The sequence below is a fragment of the Pseudoflavonifractor intestinihominis genome (genome assembly GCF_040096055.1).
Classification (GTDB): domain Bacteria; phylum Bacillota; class Clostridia; order Oscillospirales; family Oscillospiraceae; genus Pseudoflavonifractor; species Pseudoflavonifractor intestinihominis.
The window spans coordinates 78,560-97,476 of sequence record NZ_JBBMFK010000005.1; the positions used below are offsets into that span (position 1 = coordinate 78,560).

At 63.7% G+C, this 18,917-nt stretch carries 22 protein-coding genes; 10 read left to right on the top strand and 12 right to left on the bottom strand.

The genetic code is table 11. The features are described from left to right. Positions 1-37: 37 nt before the first annotated feature. Both WMO64_RS04610 and rpsF read right to left on the bottom strand, forming a co-directional pair. Positions 38-523 (bottom strand): single-stranded DNA-binding protein, encoded by a 486-nt coding sequence (locus tag WMO64_RS04610; RefSeq protein ID WP_294516647.1) that lies wholly within the window; start codon positions 521-523, stop codon positions 38-40. Between the two features lie 10 nt (positions 524-533). Continuing rightward, the gene (gene rpsF / locus WMO64_RS04615) at positions 534-830 is read right to left on the bottom strand and encodes a 30S ribosomal protein S6 (RefSeq protein WP_294516645.1); all 297 of its coding nucleotides are present in this window, start codon (positions 828-830) and stop codon (positions 534-536) included. Between the two features lie 306 nt (positions 831-1,136). Here rpsF and WMO64_RS04620 point away from each other — a divergent pair, with 306 nt between their 5' ends. From WMO64_RS04620 to WMO64_RS04630, 3 genes are all read left to right on the top strand, one after another. Then, entirely contained in the window at positions 1,137-1,556 is a 420-nt protein-coding gene (locus WMO64_RS04620; protein ID WP_294516643.1) for a hypothetical protein, read from the top strand. Between the two features lie 4 nt (positions 1,557-1,560). Next, entirely contained in the window at positions 1,561-2,007 is a 447-nt protein-coding gene (locus tag WMO64_RS04625; protein WP_349231165.1) for a hypothetical protein, read from the top strand. 242 nt (positions 2,008-2,249) lie between these two features. Next, a complete protein-coding gene (locus tag WMO64_RS04630) occupies positions 2,250-3,047 on the top strand; it encodes a PepSY domain-containing protein (RefSeq protein ID WP_349231166.1) in 798 nt (265 codons plus the stop codon). 63 nt (positions 3,048-3,110) lie between these two features. Here WMO64_RS04630 and galU read toward each other — a convergent pair whose 3' ends face one another. The 3 genes from galU to rd all read right to left on the bottom strand — a co-directional run bounded on the left by galU (position 3,111) and on the right by rd (position 4,964). Then, on the bottom strand, positions 3,111-3,980 hold the full coding sequence (galU, locus tag WMO64_RS04635) for a UTP--glucose-1-phosphate uridylyltransferase GalU (RefSeq protein WP_294516636.1): 870 nt from the start codon (positions 3,978-3,980) through the stop codon (positions 3,111-3,113). A 43-nt stretch (positions 3,981-4,023) separates the two neighbouring features. Beyond that, positions 4,024-4,563, bottom strand: a complete 540-nt coding sequence (locus WMO64_RS04640; RefSeq protein WP_294516634.1) for a QueT transporter family protein — start codon at positions 4,561-4,563, stop codon at positions 4,024-4,026. A 242-nt stretch (positions 4,564-4,805) separates the two neighbouring features. After that, positions 4,806-4,964: a rubredoxin gene (gene rd, locus WMO64_RS04645; RefSeq protein WP_294516632.1), complete on the bottom strand. Its 159-nt coding sequence runs from the start codon at positions 4,962-4,964 to the stop codon at positions 4,806-4,808. Between the two features lie 117 nt (positions 4,965-5,081). Between rd and dusB the strand changes: the two genes are divergently transcribed. From dusB to WMO64_RS04660, 3 genes are all read left to right on the top strand, one after another. Then, positions 5,082-6,053, top strand: a complete 972-nt coding sequence (gene dusB / locus WMO64_RS04650) for a tRNA dihydrouridine synthase DusB (protein WP_294516629.1) — start codon at positions 5,082-5,084, stop codon at positions 6,051-6,053. Between the two features lie 34 nt (positions 6,054-6,087). Further along, positions 6,088-6,684, top strand: coding sequence for an RNA polymerase sigma factor (locus tag WMO64_RS04655; RefSeq protein WP_349231167.1), 597 nt, complete (start codon positions 6,088-6,090; stop codon positions 6,682-6,684). A gap of 64 nt (positions 6,685-6,748) precedes the next feature. Further along, on the top strand, positions 6,749-7,537 hold the full coding sequence (locus tag WMO64_RS04660) for an anti-sigma factor (protein WP_349231168.1): 789 nt from the start codon (positions 6,749-6,751) through the stop codon (positions 7,535-7,537). Between the two features lie 121 nt (positions 7,538-7,658). Here WMO64_RS04660 and secG read toward each other — a convergent pair whose 3' ends face one another. The 7 genes from secG to WMO64_RS04695 all read right to left on the bottom strand — a co-directional run bounded on the left by secG (position 7,659) and on the right by WMO64_RS04695 (position 14,310). Beyond that, on the bottom strand, positions 7,659-7,898 hold the full coding sequence (gene secG / locus WMO64_RS04665) for a preprotein translocase subunit SecG (RefSeq protein WP_353963958.1): 240 nt from the start codon (positions 7,896-7,898) through the stop codon (positions 7,659-7,661). A gap of 160 nt (positions 7,899-8,058) precedes the next feature. Beyond that, a complete protein-coding gene (locus WMO64_RS04670) occupies positions 8,059-10,056 on the bottom strand; it encodes an FtsX-like permease family protein (protein ID WP_349231169.1) in 1,998 nt (665 codons plus the stop codon). Further along, complete coding sequence (locus WMO64_RS04675) at positions 10,046-10,813, bottom strand: ABC transporter ATP-binding protein (RefSeq protein ID WP_294516617.1); 768 nt, start codon at positions 10,811-10,813, stop codon at positions 10,046-10,048. Before WMO64_RS04675 ends, WMO64_RS04670 begins: the two co-directional genes overlap by 11 nt. A gap of 63 nt (positions 10,814-10,876) precedes the next feature. Continuing rightward, positions 10,877-11,920, bottom strand: coding sequence for a sensor histidine kinase (locus tag WMO64_RS04680; RefSeq protein ID WP_294516615.1), 1,044 nt, complete (start codon positions 11,918-11,920; stop codon positions 10,877-10,879). 33 nt (positions 11,921-11,953) lie between these two features. Continuing rightward, entirely contained in the window at positions 11,954-12,637 is a 684-nt protein-coding gene (locus WMO64_RS04685) for a response regulator transcription factor (RefSeq protein ID WP_349231170.1), read from the bottom strand. A gap of 97 nt (positions 12,638-12,734) precedes the next feature. Further along, on the bottom strand, positions 12,735-13,100 hold the full coding sequence (locus WMO64_RS04690) for a hypothetical protein (RefSeq protein WP_349231171.1): 366 nt from the start codon (positions 13,098-13,100) through the stop codon (positions 12,735-12,737). 13 nt (positions 13,101-13,113) lie between these two features. Beyond that, positions 13,114-14,310 (bottom strand): hypothetical protein, encoded by a 1,197-nt coding sequence (locus WMO64_RS04695; RefSeq protein ID WP_349231172.1) that lies wholly within the window; start codon positions 14,308-14,310, stop codon positions 13,114-13,116. 212 nt (positions 14,311-14,522) lie between these two features. On the opposite strand from WMO64_RS04695, the gene WMO64_RS04700 reads away from it, so the two are divergent. From WMO64_RS04700 to WMO64_RS04715, 4 genes are all read left to right on the top strand, one after another. Next, complete coding sequence (locus WMO64_RS04700) at positions 14,523-15,695, top strand: NAD(P)-dependent malic enzyme (protein WP_349231173.1); 1,173 nt, start codon at positions 14,523-14,525, stop codon at positions 15,693-15,695. Positions 15,696-15,793: 98 nt separating this feature from the next. Next, complete coding sequence (locus WMO64_RS04705; protein ID WP_349231174.1) at positions 15,794-16,633, top strand: UBA domain-containing protein; 840 nt, start codon at positions 15,794-15,796, stop codon at positions 16,631-16,633. Between the two features lie 38 nt (positions 16,634-16,671). Next, positions 16,672-17,355, top strand: a complete 684-nt coding sequence (locus WMO64_RS04710; protein WP_294516602.1) for a response regulator transcription factor — start codon at positions 16,672-16,674, stop codon at positions 17,353-17,355. A 37-nt stretch (positions 17,356-17,392) separates the two neighbouring features. Then, complete coding sequence (locus tag WMO64_RS04715; RefSeq protein ID WP_349231175.1) at positions 17,393-18,889, top strand: sensor histidine kinase; 1,497 nt, start codon at positions 17,393-17,395, stop codon at positions 18,887-18,889. Positions 18,890-18,917: the final 28 nt, after the last annotated feature.

The following is an 18,917-nucleotide window of genomic DNA, read 5'->3' on the forward strand; positions in this document are numbered from 1 at the left end:
CGGATGCGGCCCGGAATGTTGTGTGTGGGCTGCCCCTTTAGAAGGGCAGCTCGCCGTCGTCGTCGGCCAGGTCGCCGAACTCGTTGCCGGCAGGGCCGGCGGGCGCGGCGTAGCCCGTGGACGGGGCGGGGGCGGGAGGCGGCGCATAGCCGCCGGGCGCGCCGTAGGCGGGGGCGGAATAGCCGCCGGCCTCAGCGTCCCGCTTGGAGTCGCCGAAGTAGACATTGTCCGCGACCACCTCGGCGGAGCGGCGCTTGCCGCCCTCCTTGTCGGTCCAGTCGCGGATCTGCAGCCGGCCCTCCACCACGGCCATGCGGCCCTTGGTGAAGAAGCGGGAGACGAACTCGGCCGTCTGCCGCCAGGCCACGACGTCGATGAAATCGGTGGCCTTCTCGCCGGTCTGCTTGTCCTTGAAGTCCCGGTCCACGGCCAGGGAGAAGGAGGCCACAGGGGTCCCCGTCTGGGTGTGCCGCAGCTCGGGATCACGGGTCAGACGGCCCATGAGAATAATGCGGTTAAGCATATCTTCCTCCTTACTCGTCCTTGCAGACGATCAGGGAGCGGACAACGCCGTCGGTAATGCGGAAGATACGATCCAGCTCCAGGGGGAAGCTGGGGGCGGAAGTAAAGGTCATGAGGACGTAGTAGCCGTCGTTCTTGTCGTTGATGGGATAGGCCAGACGGCGCTTGCCCCACTCGTCGACCTCGGTCAGAGTGCCGTTGGACTCCACCAGGTTCTTGAACTTGGCCACGAGGGCGGCGGTAGCCTCCTCGCCCAGATCGGCGTCCAGAATGTAGACGGCCTCGTAGTTCGCGCTGAGCTTTGCCATGTTTTGTGCACCTCCTTATGGACGTATGGCCCTCATATCTCGGATGAGGGCAAGGATGAGTTGTCTGTATTGAATACAAACAAGCTATACTATTATATAAGAAATTCAATAATTGTCAATGGGAAAAGTCTAAAATTTATTAAAATATAAAATTAAAATTTTTGAGAAATAAACAGTGAATATGGTAAAATTAAAACAAATAATATTATTATATTATCCATTTAGGAGGTGATAGCAATGATGATGCTATAAAATAGCATTTGCTTACTTAAGGCGAGAAGATGACATGCGGTAAAGGAGGAAAAAATGAAATGCACTACACGAAAAGCTACCAATTTTATTCTTGCAATTGTAATGCTCTCCAGCCTCATGGTAAGCGGTGCATCGGCAGCGGCGGAACGCCCAAATTTGAACGGTCCAGAAGACCAAACAGCTCAGTATAACCCTGCACTTTACACAGAATACACGATACAATTTGATGATGGGCAGGAACAAGGGGGAAGCGCGGCTGGAATCGCACCTTGCAGTGTGCCGGACGAGAGTAATATTGAAGCCGCAAAGGATTTCGTTACGTCGCTGGATTTGCAGGAAAAGGGATATGGGTATATAGAAGAATCTTGCCTTAGACAACTTGAAGACTTTGATGAAAGCGGAAGTATTGTGCTTGAATCGTATACTGTACTGGTACCCCAAGACAATGAATCTAGTATGAATGTATTGGTATGAAGCCATGAAAACAAAACGACTTATCCGTAACTGCGTCATAGGGGCCGCAGTCGTGGTGCTTCTCTTCCTGTTTCTGCCCCGCCCCGTGTCCCTGCTGCTGTCCGGTCCCCTGGATGAGGTCAACCATATGGGGCTCTTGTACACATCAGAGGACGCCGACAACCGATTTCAGGATGCTGATCTGACGGAGGAGCAGGCGGACAGGGCGCGCGCCGCGCTGGAGGGCATGGTGGTCTGGTACAGCCCTGATTTTTCCCACTTTGCCGGGTGGATTCCCGTGCCCAACTATGAGCTGCTGCTCTTCCGGGACGACGCGGCAAACAGGGAGGAATACGGCAAGCTTACCTTTGACCAGAGGGGATATCTCTATAAGCCCAACGGGGCACGTTACCGGATTCTCTCTGGCGGGGAGGAGCTTCTGGCGGTTTTTCAGGCCTGTATTTCAGAATAACACGCGGAGAGACCGCAGCGTCAGCAGAGCGATTCAGGACACCGGGCCGGGGAGCTTCCCCGGCCCGGTTTTTTGCCGGGAAAAATTTTTTGAAAAAATTTTTGCCGCCGTGCAATAAAACCTCCGCCCCGTCCGTTAATGGTGCAGAAGGGCACACAAGGGGCGGACCTCTCCCGGGGGAGGGCGCTCCGCCCACACACCATAACAAATTCTCAAACGGGTAAAGAAAGGAAGTATCGAGTATGAAAAAGAATTTCTTCAGTGGTTTCGGCGCCGGTATCCTCACCACCGCTCTCGTGCTGGGCCTGGGCGTGTCCGCCTTTGCCGCCAGCCGCAACATCACCGTGGACGACAACATCCGCGTGACCATCAACGGCGCGGTCTTCTCCCCCAAGGACGCCAACGGTAAGGCTGTGGACCTCTTCTCCTATAACGGTACCACCTACGCCCCCGTCCGGGCCATCTGTGAGGCCGCCGGCCTTCAGGTGGAGTACGACTCCGCCACCTACACCGCCGTCCTCACCACCGCTGACCGGGTGGCCGCCTCCGACCCCAACTCCGGCAGCTACATCGGTGCGGACAAGGCCAAGAGTATCGCCCTGGCTGACGCGGGCGTCAACGCCGCCGACGCCGTGTTCCTCAAGGCCAAGCTGGACCGGGACGACGGCCGGGTGGAGTACGAGGTGGAGTTCTACAGCGGCAGCAAGGAGTATGACTATGACATCGACGCCCTCACCGGCTCCATCCTCAGCCGTGACTGGGAGCTGGACGACTACTATCTGGGCGGCGCCCACAACAGCGGAACCGCCACCGGCAGCACGGGCAGCAGCGCCAATCCCGACGTGATCACCGCCGAGGAGGCCAAGGCCATCGCCAAGGCCAAGGCCCCCTCCACCGCCACGGTGGTCAAGTGCGAGCTGGACAAGGACGACGGCCGCTGGGTCTATGAGCTGGAACTGCGGGACGGCCGCACCGAGTACGAGTGCGACATCAACGCCGTCACCGGCGTCATCCTGGACTGGGAAGTGGACCACGACTAAACCCGAAACAGCAAAAATCCGCCCCTGCCAAGCGGCAGGGGCGGATTTCTTATAAAATCAGCTTCAGAGCAGCTCCGCCTTCTCCTTGATGAAGCCCCTGAGCCATGCGCCGGTCTCAGGGTGGTCCAGAGCGAAGTCGATGGTGGCCTCCAGGAAGCCCTTCAGGTTGCCCGTGTCGTAACGGCGGCCCTCAAAGTCCACCGCCACCATCCGGCTCTGGCGGCACAGGGTGCGCAGGCCGTCGGTCAGCTGGATCTCGCCGCCGTAGCCCGGGGCCTGGTGCTCCAGAATGTCGAAGATGTCGGGGGTGAGGACGTACCGGCCCAGGATGGCGTAGTTGGAGAACATCTCCGTGGGCGCGGGCTTCTCGTTCATGTCGGATACGGAGAAGATCCGGTCCTCCAGGGGCTGGATCTTCACCGAGGAGTACTTGCTGATGGCCTCGGTGGCCACCTTCTGCACGCCCACGCAGGAGGCGTTGTACTTCTCCGCCGCCTCAATGAGCTGCTTCATCACCGGCTTGCGGGCCCGCATGATGTCATCGCCCAGGAGCACGGCAAAGGGCTCGTCCCCCACAAAGCGGCGGGCCCGGGAGATGGCGTGTCCCAGACCCTTGGTCTCCTTCTGCCGGACGTAGAAGATGTTGGCCAGGTCGGCGGCCCGCCGCACCTCCGCCAGCTCCTTCTCCTTGCCGGCCTGGTTCAGCCGGGTCTCCAGCTCGGGGTAGTAGTCGAAGTAGTCGTCCATGGCCGACTTGGCCCGGTTGGTGACGATCAGGATGTCCTCAATACCGGCGGCCACGGCCTCCTCAATGATGTACTGGATCACCGGCTTGTCCACCATGGGCAGCATCTCCTTGGGCACCGTTTTGGTGGCGGGGAGCATGCGGGTGCCCAGGCCGGCGGCGGGAATGACAGCTTTACGGACCTTCATAGCGAAAACCTCCAGCTCGTGCGGGCGGAGGACCGCCCGCGGTTTACAGGTGTGCCATATGTGCGGCGGGGATCATGGGACGGAAGAACTTGACCTTGGGCAGGGCCTTCAGCAGCACGGTGCCCAGCACATAGCAGGCCACGGCCTCGCCCACCACAAAGGTCCACATGTTGAACCAGTAGGAGGCCCAGAAGGCGCCGTTGACAGCGCCCGCCTCCGCCCAGGCCCACATGGGGGGCAGCAGCAGGGCGTTCATCACGATGGGGGGCAGGGCGGCCAGGTACCACCGGGGCATCTTCATGGTCAGCCAGGCGGCAATGGCGGTGGCCAGCGTGCCCACGATCATGTCGATGGGGCCGTAGGGGGAGAGGACGTTGGTCAGCAGACAGCCCAGCGCAACCCCGGGCGCAGTGGCGGGGAAGAGGAAGGGCAGCACGGTGAGCGCCTCCCCCAGCCGCACCTGGACGGGCCCGAAGGTGAGCTGAAAGATGTTGCCGAAGTAGCACAGCACGAAGTACACGGCCGCCACCACAGCGGCCAGGGTCAGCTCCCTGACGGTGAATTTGCGGTTGGAAACGATCATAGAAAACAATACCTCCAATTTTATCTTTAGAATGCGCGCGCCGCGCACAGTGGAACAGGTCCCTACCCCGGAGGCATGGCGCATACGCCCCCGGACGGCTATCTCTGTTCCGGTTGGACCGGGTTTTGGGAACCGGTCGAAGGTATTGTAGCATGGTTTTTCCCAAAAGGAAAGTGGAAAAGGCAATAAACAGGAAAACAGCGCGCCCCGCTCTGCGGGGCGCGCTGTTTATGCGCGGAACATTACATGGGAGAAAAGCTGTCCTTACCCACCTGGCACAGGGGGCAGACCCAATCCTCGGGCACATCCTCCCAGGCGGTGCCGGGGGCCACGCCGTTGTCGGGATCGCCGACCTCGGGATCGTAGATATAACCGCAGATATCGCAGACGTACTTGCCCATGGGATATCGCTCCTTTACTTTCAAAATTCGTCGCCCGGCCAGGGATACCTTGCCGCTTGTCGCCGGGGTGGCTTTATGATACAATGGCGGTAATCCTTTTGTCAACTGAGGTTTGCAGTGAAAATTAAAAATGTTACAATAAATTCAAAATTGTGCCTGGCGCCCATGGCCGGCGTCACCGATCTGGCCTTCCGCACCATCTGCCGGGAGCTGGGCGCCGGGTACACCGTCACCGAGATGGTCAGCGCCAAGGCCCTGTGCTACCAGGACAGGAAGTCCGTCCCTCTGCTGGAGCTGGGGGATGGGGAGCACCCCGCCGCCGCCCAGATCTTCGGCAGCGACGAGAAGTGCATGGAGGAGGCCGCCGCCATCGCCGGGGAGGTGTCCGGCGCGGACATCATCGACGTCAACATGGGCTGCCCCGTGCCCAAGGTGGCCAACTCGGGCGACGGCTCCGGCCTGATGCGGGATGTGGACAAGGCGGTCCGGGTGGCCGAGGCGGTGGTGCGCGGGGCGGGCGACCGGCCAGTCACCGTCAAGTTCCGCCTGGGCTGGGACAAGGGCTCCATCAACTGCGTGGAGTTTGCAAAGGCCATGGAGGCCGCCGGCGTGTCCGCTGTGGCGGTCCACGGCCGCACCCGCACCCAGATGTACGCCGGCACCGCCAACTGGGACTATATCCGGGAGGTAAAGCAGGCGGTGTCCATCCCGGTCATCGCCAACGGCGACGTGTTCGACGCCCAGGCCGCGGTGCGCATCCTGCGGTACACCGGCGCGGACATGGCCATGATCGGCCGGGGCTGCTTCGGAAACCCCTGGGTGTTTCAGCAGGCCAAAGCCGCTCTGGAGGGGGAGGAGATCCCGCCCCTGCCGCCCCTGGCGGAGCGGGTGGACACGGCGGTGCGGCAGTTTGAGCTGGCCGCCGCCCACAAGGGGGAGCACATCGCCTGCCTGGAGGCCAGAAAGCAGTACGCCTGGTATCTGAAGGGCGTGGCCTTCGCCGGGTACTACAAGGAGCAGATCAGCCACATCAATACCCTGGAGGACATCTATCACATTACAGCGGGTATTAAACGGGACCTGAAATAACAAAACGGAATTAGAAAAAGGCAGGTGAGAGGGAGTGGAAAACGAGCGGGAGCTGGTGGCCCGGGCCAAGAAGGGAGACCAGGAGGCCTTTGGGGTCCTGGTGGAGGCCAACCAGGGCCGCATCTACAACCTGACCCTGCGGATGACGGGCTCTCCTGAGGACGCGCTGGACCTGTCCCAGGAGGCCTTTCTCAATGCCTGGCGGGGGCTGGACAAGTTCCAGGGGGACAGCTCCTTCTCCACCTGGCTCTACCGCCTGGCCTCCAACGCCTGCATCGACTTTCTCCGCCGGGAGAAGCGGCGCAGGGACATCTCCATGACCGTGTCCCTGGACGACGAGGAGGAGGGCCGCCAGGCCGAGCTGCCCGACCACCGACAGTCCCCCCAGGGGGAGCTGGAGCGGCGGGAGCTGCGGGAAGATATCCGACGGGGGCTCATGTCCCTCTCCGAGGAGCACCGGCAGGTGCTGGTCATGCGGGAGATCAACGGCATGAGCTACGCCGAGATCGGCGCGGCGCTGGAGCTGGAGGAAGGGACGGTCAAGTCCCGCATCGCCAGGGCCAGACTGGCTCTGCGCAAAATTTTGGTGAAGGACGGGAACTTTTCCGGCGCGCCGTCGTCCATAACGTGAAGAAAGAAATTCGCCCCCCGGAGCAAAGCGGCTTCGTGTATGCGAGTTAGGGAGGTGAACCACCATGTATACCTGCGATCAGGCGCTGGAGCTGCTCAGCGCCCGGCTGGACGGGGCGCTGACCCCGGAAGAGGAGGCCGGGCTGGAGGAGCATCTGGCCCAGTGCCCGGAGTGCCGGGCGCTGGCCGCCGACCTGACGGAGCTCCACGACGCCATGCCGGGGCTGTACCAGGCGCCGCCCCCGGAGCTGAAAGAGCGGGTCATGGCTCAGATCAGGGCGGAAAACGCGCCCATCTCCCTGGACGAGGTTCGAAAGAAGCGTTCCGGGCGGAAAACATGGCGTACTTGGGGCGCTATGGCGGCTGTGATGGCCGTGGTGTTCATGAGCGCAGTGGCCATGCGCTTCGGCCATGACGGCGACACGGCGGGCATGCCGGAGAACACGCCGGTTCAGAGCGCGGCGGTCTACTCCGTCCAGCCGGAGAACGGCGGAGAGGCTGGAACAGAGGGCGCACAGAGCCGGAGCGCGGCCGGTGACGGGGCGCAGTCCGGCGAGAGCGCGGCGGAGAAGAGCGCCGACGGCGCCGTGCCCGACGAGGCGATGCTGATGGAAGGCGCGGGGATAGACTCCGTCCAGCCCCAACCCGCAGGAAAGGTGTACTACGACCGGCTGCCGGAGGGATGGGAGAAACTCTTCCCCGACGTGGCCGGTGTGGATGCCATGTGTGTCTCCGGCGAGGAAGCCCAGGCGTTCCTGGAGCTGCTTAAAGAGCAGAACATTCCATACGCCGTGGAGGGGGACCTGTCGGGAAAGGACGGGGACGTGCAGCTGCTCTCCGGCCTGCCGGAGTGAGCCGGAACCGCTCAGAGAAAAGAGAAAAAGAGCTGAGGCCGCGGGCCTCAGCTCTTTTTTGCAGCTAAGAACAGAAAACCGGCGCCGCCTTATGAGGCAGCGCCGGTCTTTTGCAGTAATCTTACTTGATCAGGCTCAGGACAAGGGTGAGCACCATGAACAGGATGGCGACCCACTTGGTCCACTTGGCCAGCTTGGCGTCCCAGGTCTTGGCCTTGTTCTTGGCCATGAAGGTGTCCATGCCGCCGGCGATGGCGCCGCTGAGGCCGGCGCTCTTGCCGGACTGGAGCAGAACCACAGCGATGAGGAACAGACCGGAGAGGAGCTGAATAACCGTCACAATAATCTTGGGAATGCTCATTGCTTTCATCGTTCCTTTCGACCCCGAAGGGGCGCTGTATTTTCACAAAAGGGCGCACTCTGACCATGCACCGTCTAAACGTAGCACTAATCATAGCATATTTGCCCCGGGATTGCAAGAGGACGATGAAAATTTCCGGATTTTCTCCGCGCTTTTGGCTTCACCGGCCACGGACGATCCGGCGGCTGCCCCAGCAGGTGGCCAGGAAGTAGGCACCGTACACCACCAGGATAAATGCGGCGGTGACGGCGCTGGAGGCCACGGCGTCCAGCTTGCCAACCGCCAAGATGGCCTTGTTGGCCGCCGTCATGCCCACCACCGCGTGGATGACCGCCAGGAACAGGGGCAGGAAGAAGGCCAGAAACACCTGGACGTACACCGAACGGTCCCGCATCTTTTCCTCCACGCCCAGACGGGTGAGCACCGCATACCGCTCCTGGTTGTCCGCCGCCTGGCTCAGCTGCTGGAGGGCCAGCACGGCCGCCGAGGTCAGCAGGAAGATGATGCCCAGGTAGATGCCCAGGAAAAGGACCAGAATCTTGGTGCCCATGGTCTCCATGTAGATATTCAGCTTAGTGTTGAAGCTGGTGCTGCCCGCGTCCTGCCCCAGCACGGAGCGGTAATAATCGGAGATCACGCTCTGGAGCAGGGCCTCGGTCTCCTCCTTGGGCACGTCGGTGCGGTAATTGGCGCAGTAATAGGTGACGTTGTGGTACATTTTACTGGTGTCCCAGTCGCCCGCACCCTCCAGCACCGCATCGGGGACAATGAAATAGTTCTCCACACCGGCGGAGTAGCCGATGGACAGAACGGCATAGATGGGGTCCGCTCCGGCTGTCAGGGTGTGGTGATTGGCCACCAGAGAGGGACTGTCCGCAAGCAGCCGGGTCATCCATTCATCCTCATCCCCCACCACCCAGAGGTATGTGGAGGGCTCCAGCGTGATGGGCTCCAGCCCCTCCAGGGAGCGGAGGCCGTTGTAGCTGGACAGGGGGAGCACATGCTCCATCAGATATTCGTCCCACTCGGGCGCGTAGAGCTGCCCCTGCCACAGCTCCACCTCGGCGCTCTGGGACAGCTGGACCGCCGGGTCAAAGCCCGCCTCCTTCAGGGAGGCGGGAATGTCCACGGGCAGCGGCTCCCCGGTCTCTGCGTCATAGCGGTTGGCGGACAGGGAGACGTCATAGGGGGCCTGGGTGCTGGTGAGCTGGGAGATGGTGTTGTTCAGGCCGATGGAGCAGGCGGTGATGCCGATGGCCAGCAGGAGCATGAGACAGATGACCGTCATGGACACATAGGTGCTGTTGATGCGGGAGTTGAACTGCCGCAGAATGAACATATTCAGGCCCTTGTAGTAGAGCTTCTTGTTGGCCTGGCACACCCGCAGCAGGAAGCCGGACAGGGACAGGAAGAACAGCAGGGTGCCCGCCGTGCCCAGGGCCAGCATGACAAAGAACAGGGTGTCCACCCGCAGGATGCCCCGGTAGAGGAGCATGGCGTAGGCGATGCCCAGCAGCACAGCGCCCACCACAAAGAGGACTGCCGACACCCCCAGGTGCTTCACCTTCAGCTCCTGGTTCCGCTTGCCCGCCTGCATCAGGTCCAGCAGCTTGCACCGGGACACGGACAGGGAGTTGAAGCACATGACCACCAGGAAGATGACGCCGAAATAGAGCACCGTCTTGCCTACGGCTCTGGGAGAGAAGACGAAGTGGAACTCGGGGACGCTGATGGCAAAGAGGCTGGCGGTGAACACCGAGATGAACTGGGACAGGAATACCCCCAGAGCCAGGCCAACGCCCAGGGACAGCAGGCCGATGAGCAGGGTCTCCAGAAAGAGCAGGCCGGAGATGGCCCCCGTACCCATGCCCAGCAGCAGGTAGGTGCCCAGCTCCTTCTTCCGGCGGCGGACCATAAAGCTGTTGGCATAGAGAATGAGAAAGGCCAGCACCACCGACACAAACACCGAGATGACGTCGATGAGCTGGATGATAGTGCGGGCGATGTTGTTCCCGCCCTTGAGGGCCTCCATGACGTACTGGGCGTCCATGGAGTTGAACACGTAGAAGATGCACACGCCGAAGGTGAGGGTGAGGAAGTACACCGAGTAGTCCCGCAGGCTGCGGGTCACGTTCTTCAGGGCCAGCTTAGAGAACATCCCGGTCGTCACCTCCCAGCAGGGTCACAACCTGGATGATGCGGGTGAAGAAGTCCTTCCGGCTGTCCTCCCCCCGGATGAGCTCGGTAAAGGGACGGCCGTCCTTGATGAAGAGAATGCGGTGGCAGTAGCTGGCGGTAAAGGCGTCGTGGGTGACCATGAGGATGGTGGCCTGCCGCTCCCGGTTCAGGGCCTCGAACCGGTCCAGCAGCAGCCGGGAGGCCTTGGAGTCCAGGGCGCCGGTGGGCTCGTCGGCCAGCACCAGGGCCGGACGGGTGATGATGGCCCGGGCCGCCGCCACCCGCTGCCGCTGGCCGCCCGAGAGCTGGTAGGGGTACCGGGACAGGCAGTCCTCAATCTCCAGCAGCCGGGCCGTCTCCTTCACCCGGGGCTCAATCTCCTTTGCCGGAGTCTTGAGGATGGTGAGGGCCAGGGCGATGTTCTCGAAGGCGGTGAGGGTGTCCAGCAGGTTGCAGTCCTGAAAGACAAAGCCCAGCCGCTCCCGGCGGAATTTGGACAGGGCCTTGTTCTTCATGGCGGTGATGTCCGCGCCGTCCACCGTGATATGTCCGGCGGTGGGCCGGTCGATGGTGGCAATGCAGTTGAGCAGGGTGGTCTTGCCGCTGCCCGACGCGCCCATGATGCCCACGAACTCCCCCGGCTGGACGGAAAAGCTCAGGTCGTCGATGGCCCGGGTCACCGAGCTGCGGGCGCCGTAATATTTTTGAAGATGGGTGACAGTGAGAATCGGTTCCATGGCGGAATCCCTCCTTATGGGACCAGTTTACCCCAATCCCTCCGGCGGGACCATGGGCGGACCTTACGGGGAGGTGACAGTTTTGTAAGGTTGGCCCTCCGCCAGATGGAAGCGGCCCAGGGGGAAGGTGAGGGCGGCCAGGGTGCCGCCGCCGGGCGGGCAGGAGAGGGACAGGCCCAGCCCCAGCCGGGCGCACAGCTTTTTGCACAGGTACAGCCCCAGGCCGGTGGAGCGGGTGGACAGCCTCCGGCCGTTGGCGCCGGTGAAGCCCTTGTCAAACACCCGGGGCAGGTCCTCCGGCGGGATGCCGGGGCCGTTGTCCCGGAGGGTGAGGACCACCCCGTCCCGCTTTACCTCCTGGGAGAAGGTGAGCTTGGGCGCGGAGGAGCGGTACTTGAGGGCGTTGGAGATGAGCTGGCCCAGGATGAATTCTACCCACTTCCCATCGGAGCAGACCACCGCGTCCAGCTCCCCCAGCTCCACCCGGAACCCGGCCTCGATGAGGGGGCGGGCGTACCGCCGCAGGGCAGCGGAGACAGCCTGATTCAGGGGCAGGGCGCGGACGGCGTAGTCCCGGTCCACCGCGCCGCTGCGGGCGTAGAACAGGGCCTGTTCCACATAGCCCTCGATCTGGAACAGGGAGTCCTCCACGCTGTCGGCCAGGGGGCCGGGGTGGTTCTCCAGGCACAGCCGGGCGGCGGCAATGGGGGTCTTGACCTCGTGAATCCAGGTCTCAATGTACTCCCGGTACTCCCCCATGTCCCGCCGGGCGTCCCCCACCTTCTCCGCCATGGAGGCGCCCATGGCCCGGGCGGCGGAGAAGAGAAATTCCCCCTCGGGAAAGTCGGGCTCCACCATCACCTCGGAGAGAAGGTACTTCTCGTCCAGGGCGTCCAGCCTGCCCGCCATGTCCTGATAGAACCGGAGCTTGCGGGCGATCTCGCCGCCCAGGGGAAGGAGGACACACAGGGCGATCACCAGACAGAGGAAAAGGGTGGCCGAGGGGGGTACCCGCAGCAGGGACAGCAGGGCCGCCGTGAAGAGCAGGGAAAACACAAGCCCCAGCAGATGAGGCAGCTTTTCTTTCAGCAGGGCGGATAGGGTCATGGCGTGACCTCCCTTTCAGCGGAATGGAGCCGGTCAGGACAGCAGCAGCTGGTATCCCTGGCCCCGGCGGGTGATGAGCACGCCCTTCAGGCCCAGCTCCTCCAGGGTGCGGCGCAGCCGGGCCACGTTGACGGTGAGGGTGTTGTCGTCCACAAACTGGTTGGACTGCCACAGGGCGTTCATCAGGGCGTCCCGGCTGACAATCTGCCCCGGCTGGCGGAGCAGCTGCCGCAGGAGCAGCACCTCGTTGCGGGTGAGGCGGGCTTCCTTCTCCCCAAAGCGCACCGTGCCGCTGCCCAGGTCCAGGGACACACCTCCCGCCGACAGCACCGACGCCCCGCCGCCGGAGGGATAGGCCCGCTGGAGCAACCGGGCCATCCGGGCCAGGAGGATCTGGGGGTTGAAGGGTTTGGTGATAAAGTCGTCGGCACCCAGGTTCATGCTCATCAGCTCGTCCAGCTCGTCGGAGCGGCTGGTGACCACCATAATCGGCAGCTGGGCGCTGCGGGCGCGCAGGTCCCGGCAGACGTGGTACCCGTCGTACCGGGGCAGGCCCAGGTCCAGCAGCACCAGCTGGGCCCCGCTGGACAGGATCTGTTCCGCCAGATCTTCAAATCCCGCCGGGAACAGGCAGCGGTAGCCGTACCGCCCCAGCAGTGCCGAGAGCTCCTCACGCAGGCGCAGGTCGTCCTCAGCCAGGAACACGGTATATCCCATAACCTCACATCCTTTTCCACAGTGTACCACGGAATTGTGGACAGGGTCCTTAAGAAAACATAAAAAACACCCCGGAGCCTGGCTCCGGGGTGGAAAATCAGCGCGGCTCAAGCAGCAGCCGGTACACCGCGCCCTGGACATAGTCCACATCCTCAAAGGTGACGCCGGGGGCGGGACAGAGGCGGAGCAGGCCGCCGTGAGGGTTAGCCGGGTCTGTACAGTCCACCATGATGTGATACTCCTGATCCAGGCGGCGGGCCATCTCACGGTTGTCCCGGCCGGTGAAGTCCACCGCCACCAGCGGCGCCCGGAGGGCGAAGGGGTCGGAGGGGCCGAGCACCCGCAGCCCGTCCTCCTCCAGCTCCAGCATCCGGCCCAGCAGGTGCCGCAGCAGCCTGGCCCGGCGGCCCTCCGGGACCTCGTCCGGCCCGGCGGGACGGTGATTCATCACAACCGTTCTCATGCAGCAGCCCTCCTCACCAGTCCAGGGCCTGGCCCACGGCCAGGCGGAAGGTATACCCGTCCTCCAGCAGGGTGGGCAGGATGATGTCCAGCACCTGGGCCGAGCGGGCGTCGTCGTCCAGAGTTATGTAGGCCAGGGAGCGCTTGGCGTCCACGCTGCGGAGCACGGAGGACGCGCAGTAGGAGACCGAGGAGGACTCGGGCAGGGAGACGTTGCCCACCCAGGCCGACCAGCCGTCGGCCTCCAGGGCTTCGATGGTGTCGTCGTCCCCGTTCTCCACCAGTACGGTGCGGGTGTTCATGTGGGCGGCCAGCTCCAGCAGCCGGTTGCCTTCGGACAGCAGCTGGACGGCGTCGGCGGCAGGGCCCCCGGCCACCGACAGCCCCACGCTGTGCCCCGCGCCCACCATGCGGCGGATGAGGGCGGCGTTGTCCCCTATGGCGTCCGGCGGCAGGAGAAAGAGGGCGGACAGGTTGTTTTGGGCCAGGGTGTCCAGAATATCGGCCAGCCCGGTACCGTCGGTGTGGCGGAAGGCCAGCGCCACCGTCACATACCGCCTGTCGTCACTGCCGGTGCTGGTGGGCGACGGGGAGGGGGAGGCCACGGGGACCGACGGAGACGGGGAGGCCGACTGGGAGGGGGAGGGAGAGGGGACCAGGCTCTCCCGGGCCTGCCAGTATTTCTTGTAGGCGTCGGCAATGGAGGTGGACAGGGCGGAGTCCATGAAGGCCCGGTCGGAGAGCACCGCGCTGGAGGTGGTCAGGCGGATGACCTGGCCGTAGACGGTGGCCTCCTGGTAGAACTGGATGCCGAAATAGGAGCACACACTGGGCATGGAGACATAGATCATGCTGCCCCGGACAACGGCCCGGGTGTATCCGGTGTTGCCGTCCCGGTCCTCACAGGTGCCGGCGTTCAGGTCGTATTTCAGCAGCACCTGCTTGGTATAGAGGGTCAGGACATTGTCCCGCAGGGAGTACTTGACTCCCAGGTCCACGTCCACTACGGCGGGGTCAAACACCGTATAGGGGAGATAGTAGGTGCCGCCCACCTTGAGGGGCATATTGGTGGAGCTGATGGGGGTGATCACCTGGTCGTTGAGGCACAGAATGGTGATCTTGCCCTCAGCCGCCTGGGCGCCGGACAGGGTGATGCCCAGCACAATGGCGGCGGCGCACAGCAGAGAGAGCAGGCACTTTTTCCAGTTCACAGTTGGCACACCTCCCGGAAAACAGGTGGGGGAAAATAAGTCGATACACTACTATTATACCACATCCGCTCCGTACAGGTAAAGTGGAAAGGAACGGCCGCCCTTGCGCCATTTTGACGGGCATAGTATAATAACAAAATATGAAAACCGCGATCAGCGGAAAAACGGCGGAGCGACGCCGGAAAATCATGCGAAAAGAGGCCCAATGTATTATGGATTATGCAAAAGAGTCCCTGCGCCTGCACTATGAGTGGAAAGGCAAGCTGAGCGTGACGCCCAAGGTGGCGGTGGACAGCCGGGAGGCCCTCTCCCTGGCCTACACCCCCGGCGTGGCCGCCCCCTGTCTGGAGATCCACAAGGACCCGGAGAAGAGCTTTGAGCTCACCGGCCGGTGGAACACGGTCACCGTGGTCACCGACGGCACCGCCGTGCTGGGCCTGGGCGACATCGGCCCCGAGGCCGGCATGCCCGTCATGGAGGGCAAGTGCCTGCTGCTCAAGGCCTTCGGCAACGTGGACGCCATCCCCCTGTGCATCCGCAGCAAGAATGTGGACGACATCGTCAACACCATCCGCCTCCTGGCCGGCTCCTTCGGCGGCGTCAACCTGGAGGACATCTCGGCCCCCCGGTGCTTTGAGATCGAGAAGCGGCTGAAGGAGTGCTGCGACATCCCCATTTTCCACGACGACCAGCACGGCACCGCCATCGTGGTGGCGGCCGCCCTCACCAACGCCCTCAAGCTCACCGGAAAGAAGATTGGGGACATCCATGCCGTGTTCTCCGGCGCGGGCGCGGCGGGCACCGCCGTGTTCAAGCTGCTGTGGAAGATGGGCCTGCGCCACGCCGTCCTCTGCGACATCCACGGCGTGGTGTACCCGGGCCGTCCCGACCTGGCCGACGACCCCTATCTGGCCGAGCTGGCCGATATGAGCCAGCCCACTGTCCGGGGCGGTCTGGCCGAGGCCCTGGTGGGCGCCGACCTGTTCGTGGGCGTGTCCGCCCCCAACCTGGTCACCGGCGACATGGTGCGCACCATGGCCAAGGACCCCATCCTCTTCGCCATGGCCAACCCGGTGCCCGAGATCATGCCCGACGTGGCCCTGGCCGCCGGCGCCGCCGTGGTGGGCACTGGCCGGAGCGACTTCCCCAACCAGATCAACAACATGATGGCCTTCCCCGGCGTGTTCCGGGGCGCCCTGGACGTGCGGGCCAGGGACATCAACGACGAGATGAAGCTGGCCGCCGCCCGGGCCCTGGCCGACCTGGTGGGGGACGACCTGTCCCTGACCCACATCGTGCCCGAGGGCTTTGACCCCAGAGTCACCCCCGCCGTGGCCAAGGCCGTGGCCCAGGCCGCCCGGGACACCGGCGTGGCCCGGCTGTGAGAGACGGCATTTTAATTGACTTTTAAGGATCGGTAAATGGTCTCCGCCCCCTTGCGGGGGTATACTGTTGCCAGATAACAGGAAATGGGGGAGCGTCCATGGCGGTGACAATGGAACAGGTGGAGCGCCTCCGGGAGAAGTCGGGGGCCACCTATGAGGCGTGCCGGGACGCCCTGGAGCGGACCGACGGCAATCTGCTGGACGCCATCATCCTGCTGGAGCGGACGGGGCGCAGCCGCACCGCCGGCGCCACCTTTACCACCAAGCCGGGGGAGAAGGCCGCGGAGGCCGCCCGGCTGGTGCTCAGCCCGGAGAGCGGGCAGAGCGGCGGGAAGAAGCGCAGCGACTGGCGGGACGGTGCCGCCGAGGTGTGGGAGGCGGGGAAAAACCTGCTCCGCCACGCCGTGGAGAACCAGTTCGAGGTGTGGCGCCGGGGGGAGATGATGACCTCCATGCCGGTGCTCATCCTGGCGCTGCTGATCATCCTGGCATTCTGGATCTCCATGCCTCTGCTGATCGTCGGATTGTTCCTGGGCTGCCGGTACCGCTTTGCCGGGCCGGACCTGGGCAGGGACGATGTCAACGGCGTGATGGACAACGTGTCCAACACGGTGGACGGCATGGTGGACCAGGTGCGCCGGGAGTTTGCCGACGGGAAGAAGGAAAAGGCCGCTCCCCGCGCCGGGGAGGCGGACCGGCAGGAGAAGGCGCAGAGTCAGGAGCGGCACAAAAAGGCCGAGGCCGCCGGCGAGAAGGCGGTCAGAGCGGCGGAAAAGGCCGCCCAGGCCGCGGAGAAGGCCGTGAAGAAGGCGGCGGAGGCCGCCCAGAAGGCCGAAGTGGCCGACAAGGCCATGGACGCCGCCGACAAGGCCCTGGGGGCCGTGGACAAAAAGCTGGAGGAGCTGGACCGGTGGCTCTCCGGCGGCGGAAAGAAGTAAGGGCGGCGCAGAGGCCGCCTGTTGGGAGGCAAAGGGGTATGGCGGACAGGATTCTGCTGGTGGAGGACGAGGAGAAGCTGGCCCGTGTGGTGGAGCTGGAGCTGCGCTACGAGGGCTACGAGGTGGAGAAGGCCTTTGACGGCCGGGAGGGCCTGGAGAAGGCCCTCAGCGGTCACTTTGACCTGATCCTGCTGGACATCATGCTCCCGTCCATGTCGGGCATGGAGGTGCTCCGCCGCCTGCGGCGGGAGAGCCAGGTGCCCGTCATTATGGTCACCGCCCGGGACGCGGTGGTGGACAAGGTGTCCGGGCTGGACTCGGGGGCCGACGACTACATCACCAAGCCCTTTGAGATCGAGGAGCTGCTGGCCCGCATCCGGGCCGCCCTGCGAAAGCGGCCCGCCCGGCAGGAGGGGACCGTGCTCACCGCCGGACCCCTGACCATGGACCCGGAGCGCCACGGGGTCACCGTCAAGGGCACCCCGGTGGAGCTGACCCGCCGGGAGTTTGACCTGCTGCGCTACCTGCTGGAGAACAAGGAGAAGGTCATCTCCCGTGAATCCCTGCTGGACAATGTGTGGGGCTTTGACTTCGTGGGGGAGACCAACGCGGTGGACGTGTACATCCGGTTCCTCCGGGCCAAGATCGACGAGGCCTTCGGCATCAAGCTCATCCACACCGTCCGTGGCGTGGGCTATGTGATCCGGGAGGAGAACGAGTAAGGGACGGCAACGGCTTGCGCGGAATGGGGAATGCGGTATGGCACGAAAACAAGTCAACAGGACGGCGGGAGAGGTAAAGTCCTCCATTGTCCTGCGGCTCAACACCAGGCTCTTCTTCCGCCTGCTGGGCATCTATGTGGGCATGAACCTGCTCATCTCCCTGCTGTTCTGCGGGGGCATGTTCGTCTGGGCGGAACAGCAGGCCGCCCACATCAACGGCCTGGTGGAGGAGCGGGGCGTGCCCACGGCGGAGGCCACCGAGTGGATGAACGCGGGCAACTACATTGTCACCGCGGGCAGCGCCGACGGCGCGGGCTTTCGCCTGCCTGAGTGGCTGCCCGCTCCGGACGACACCGCCCAGGGCGTGCGGTACTTCAACCCGGGCGACATAAACTTTTTCTTTCTGATTCACTTCCGCACCGGCGGCACCACCAGCTACACTGTGGCCATGCCGGGAGAGGAGCCCTACACCATCACCCTGGATCTCCAGAGCCCCATGACCTTCTTCTCCGTGGTGTCCCGGGTGCTGCTGGTGTTCCAGCTGCTGAGTCTGATCTCCAATCTGTTCAAAAACGCCGGGACCATCAAAAAGACCCTGCGGCCCATCCAGGACCTGGCCGCCGCAGCCGCCCGGCTCAACACGGTCTCCGGCATGTCCCCCGAGGAACTCCAGGCCCTGGCGGGCAAGCTGGACCAGATCAACGCCACCCACCTGGATACCCGCATCTCGGTGACCGGCCAGCAGAAGGAGCTGAAGACCCTGGCCGAGGCCATCAACGCCATGCTGGACCGGATCAACGAGGCCTACCGCTCCCAGATGCGCTTTGTCTCCGACGCCAGCCATGAGCTGCGCACCCCCATCGCCGTCATCCAGGGGTACGCCAACATGCTCAACCGCTGGGGCAAGGACGACCCCGCCACCCGCCAGGAGGCCATCGACGCCATCAGCGCCGAGGCTGCCTCCATGAAGGAGCTGGTGGAGCAGCTGCTCTTCCTGGCCCGGGGGGACAACGAGTCCATGCACGTGGAGTTTGAGAACTTCGACCTGACTGCCGTGGCCGCCGAGGTGCTGCGGGAGACCGAGATGATCGATCAGACCCACCAGTTCTCCGCCCGGTGGGAGGAGAGCGTGACCATAAACGCCGACGTGGGCCTCATCAAGCAGGCCATGCGCATTCTGGTGGACAACTCCATCAAATATACCCCTGCCGGCGGCAAGATTCGCCTGGGGGTGGAGAAGCGGGACGGCGCCGCCCGACTCACCGTCCAGGACGAGGGCCAGGGCATCGACGCGGCCAGCCTGCCCCACATCTTCGAGCGGTTCTACCGCACCGACCAGTCCCGGGCCCGCCAGACCGGCGGCACCGGCCTGGGCCTGGCCATCGCCAAGTGGATCGTGGACCGCCACGGCGGCTGGTTCGAGGTGACCAGCCGGGAGGGCATCGGCACCCGCATGACCGTGGTGCTCCCCCTGGCTCCGCCCGCCCAGCAGACCGCCCCGGATCAGCCGGAAGAGGAGAAAAAGCTGGCCTGAAACAGAATAAAACAGAGACAGCCCGGCG

Coding starts and splice junctions, on each gene's coding strand:
- WMO64_RS04610 (WP_294516647.1), bottom strand. CDS start 523: ATGCTTAACCGCATTATTCTCATGGGCCGTCTGACCCGTGATCCCGAG.
- rpsF (WP_294516645.1), bottom strand. CDS start 830: ATGGCAAAGCTCAGCGCGAACTACGAGGCCGTCTACATTCTGGACGCC.
- WMO64_RS04620 (WP_294516643.1), top strand. CDS start 1,137: ATGAAATGCACTACACGAAAAGCTACCAATTTTATTCTTGCAATTGTA.
- WMO64_RS04625 (WP_349231165.1), top strand. CDS start 1,561: ATGAAAACAAAACGACTTATCCGTAACTGCGTCATAGGGGCCGCAGTC.
- WMO64_RS04630 (WP_349231166.1), top strand. CDS start 2,250: ATGAAAAAGAATTTCTTCAGTGGTTTCGGCGCCGGTATCCTCACCACC.
- galU (WP_294516636.1), bottom strand. CDS start 3,980: ATGAAGGTCCGTAAAGCTGTCATTCCCGCCGCCGGCCTGGGCACCCGC.
- WMO64_RS04640 (WP_294516634.1), bottom strand. CDS start 4,563: ATGATCGTTTCCAACCGCAAATTCACCGTCAGGGAGCTGACCCTGGCC.
- rd (WP_294516632.1), bottom strand. CDS start 4,964: ATGGGCAAGTACGTCTGCGATATCTGCGGTTATATCTACGATCCCGAG.
- WMO64_RS04660 (WP_349231168.1), top strand. CDS start 6,749: ATGTATACCTGCGATCAGGCGCTGGAGCTGCTCAGCGCCCGGCTGGAC.
- secG (WP_353963958.1), bottom strand. CDS start 7,898: ATGAGCATTCCCAAGATTATTGTGACGGTTATTCAGCTCCTCTCCGGT.
- WMO64_RS04670 (WP_349231169.1), bottom strand. CDS start 10,056: ATGTTCTCTAAGCTGGCCCTGAAGAACGTGACCCGCAGCCTGCGGGAC.
- WMO64_RS04675 (WP_294516617.1), bottom strand. CDS start 10,813: ATGGAACCGATTCTCACTGTCACCCATCTTCAAAAATATTACGGCGCC.
- WMO64_RS04680 (WP_294516615.1), bottom strand. CDS start 11,920: ATGACCCTATCCGCCCTGCTGAAAGAAAAGCTGCCTCATCTGCTGGGG.
- WMO64_RS04685 (WP_349231170.1), bottom strand. CDS start 12,637: ATGGGATATACCGTGTTCCTGGCTGAGGACGACCTGCGCCTGCGTGAG.
- WMO64_RS04690 (WP_349231171.1), bottom strand. CDS start 13,100: ATGAGAACGGTTGTGATGAATCACCGTCCCGCCGGGCCGGACGAGGTC.
- WMO64_RS04700 (WP_349231173.1), top strand. CDS start 14,523: ATGGATTATGCAAAAGAGTCCCTGCGCCTGCACTATGAGTGGAAAGGC.
- WMO64_RS04705 (WP_349231174.1), top strand. CDS start 15,794: ATGGCGGTGACAATGGAACAGGTGGAGCGCCTCCGGGAGAAGTCGGGG.
- WMO64_RS04710 (WP_294516602.1), top strand. CDS start 16,672: ATGGCGGACAGGATTCTGCTGGTGGAGGACGAGGAGAAGCTGGCCCGT.
- WMO64_RS04715 (WP_349231175.1), top strand. CDS start 17,393: ATGGCACGAAAACAAGTCAACAGGACGGCGGGAGAGGTAAAGTCCTCC.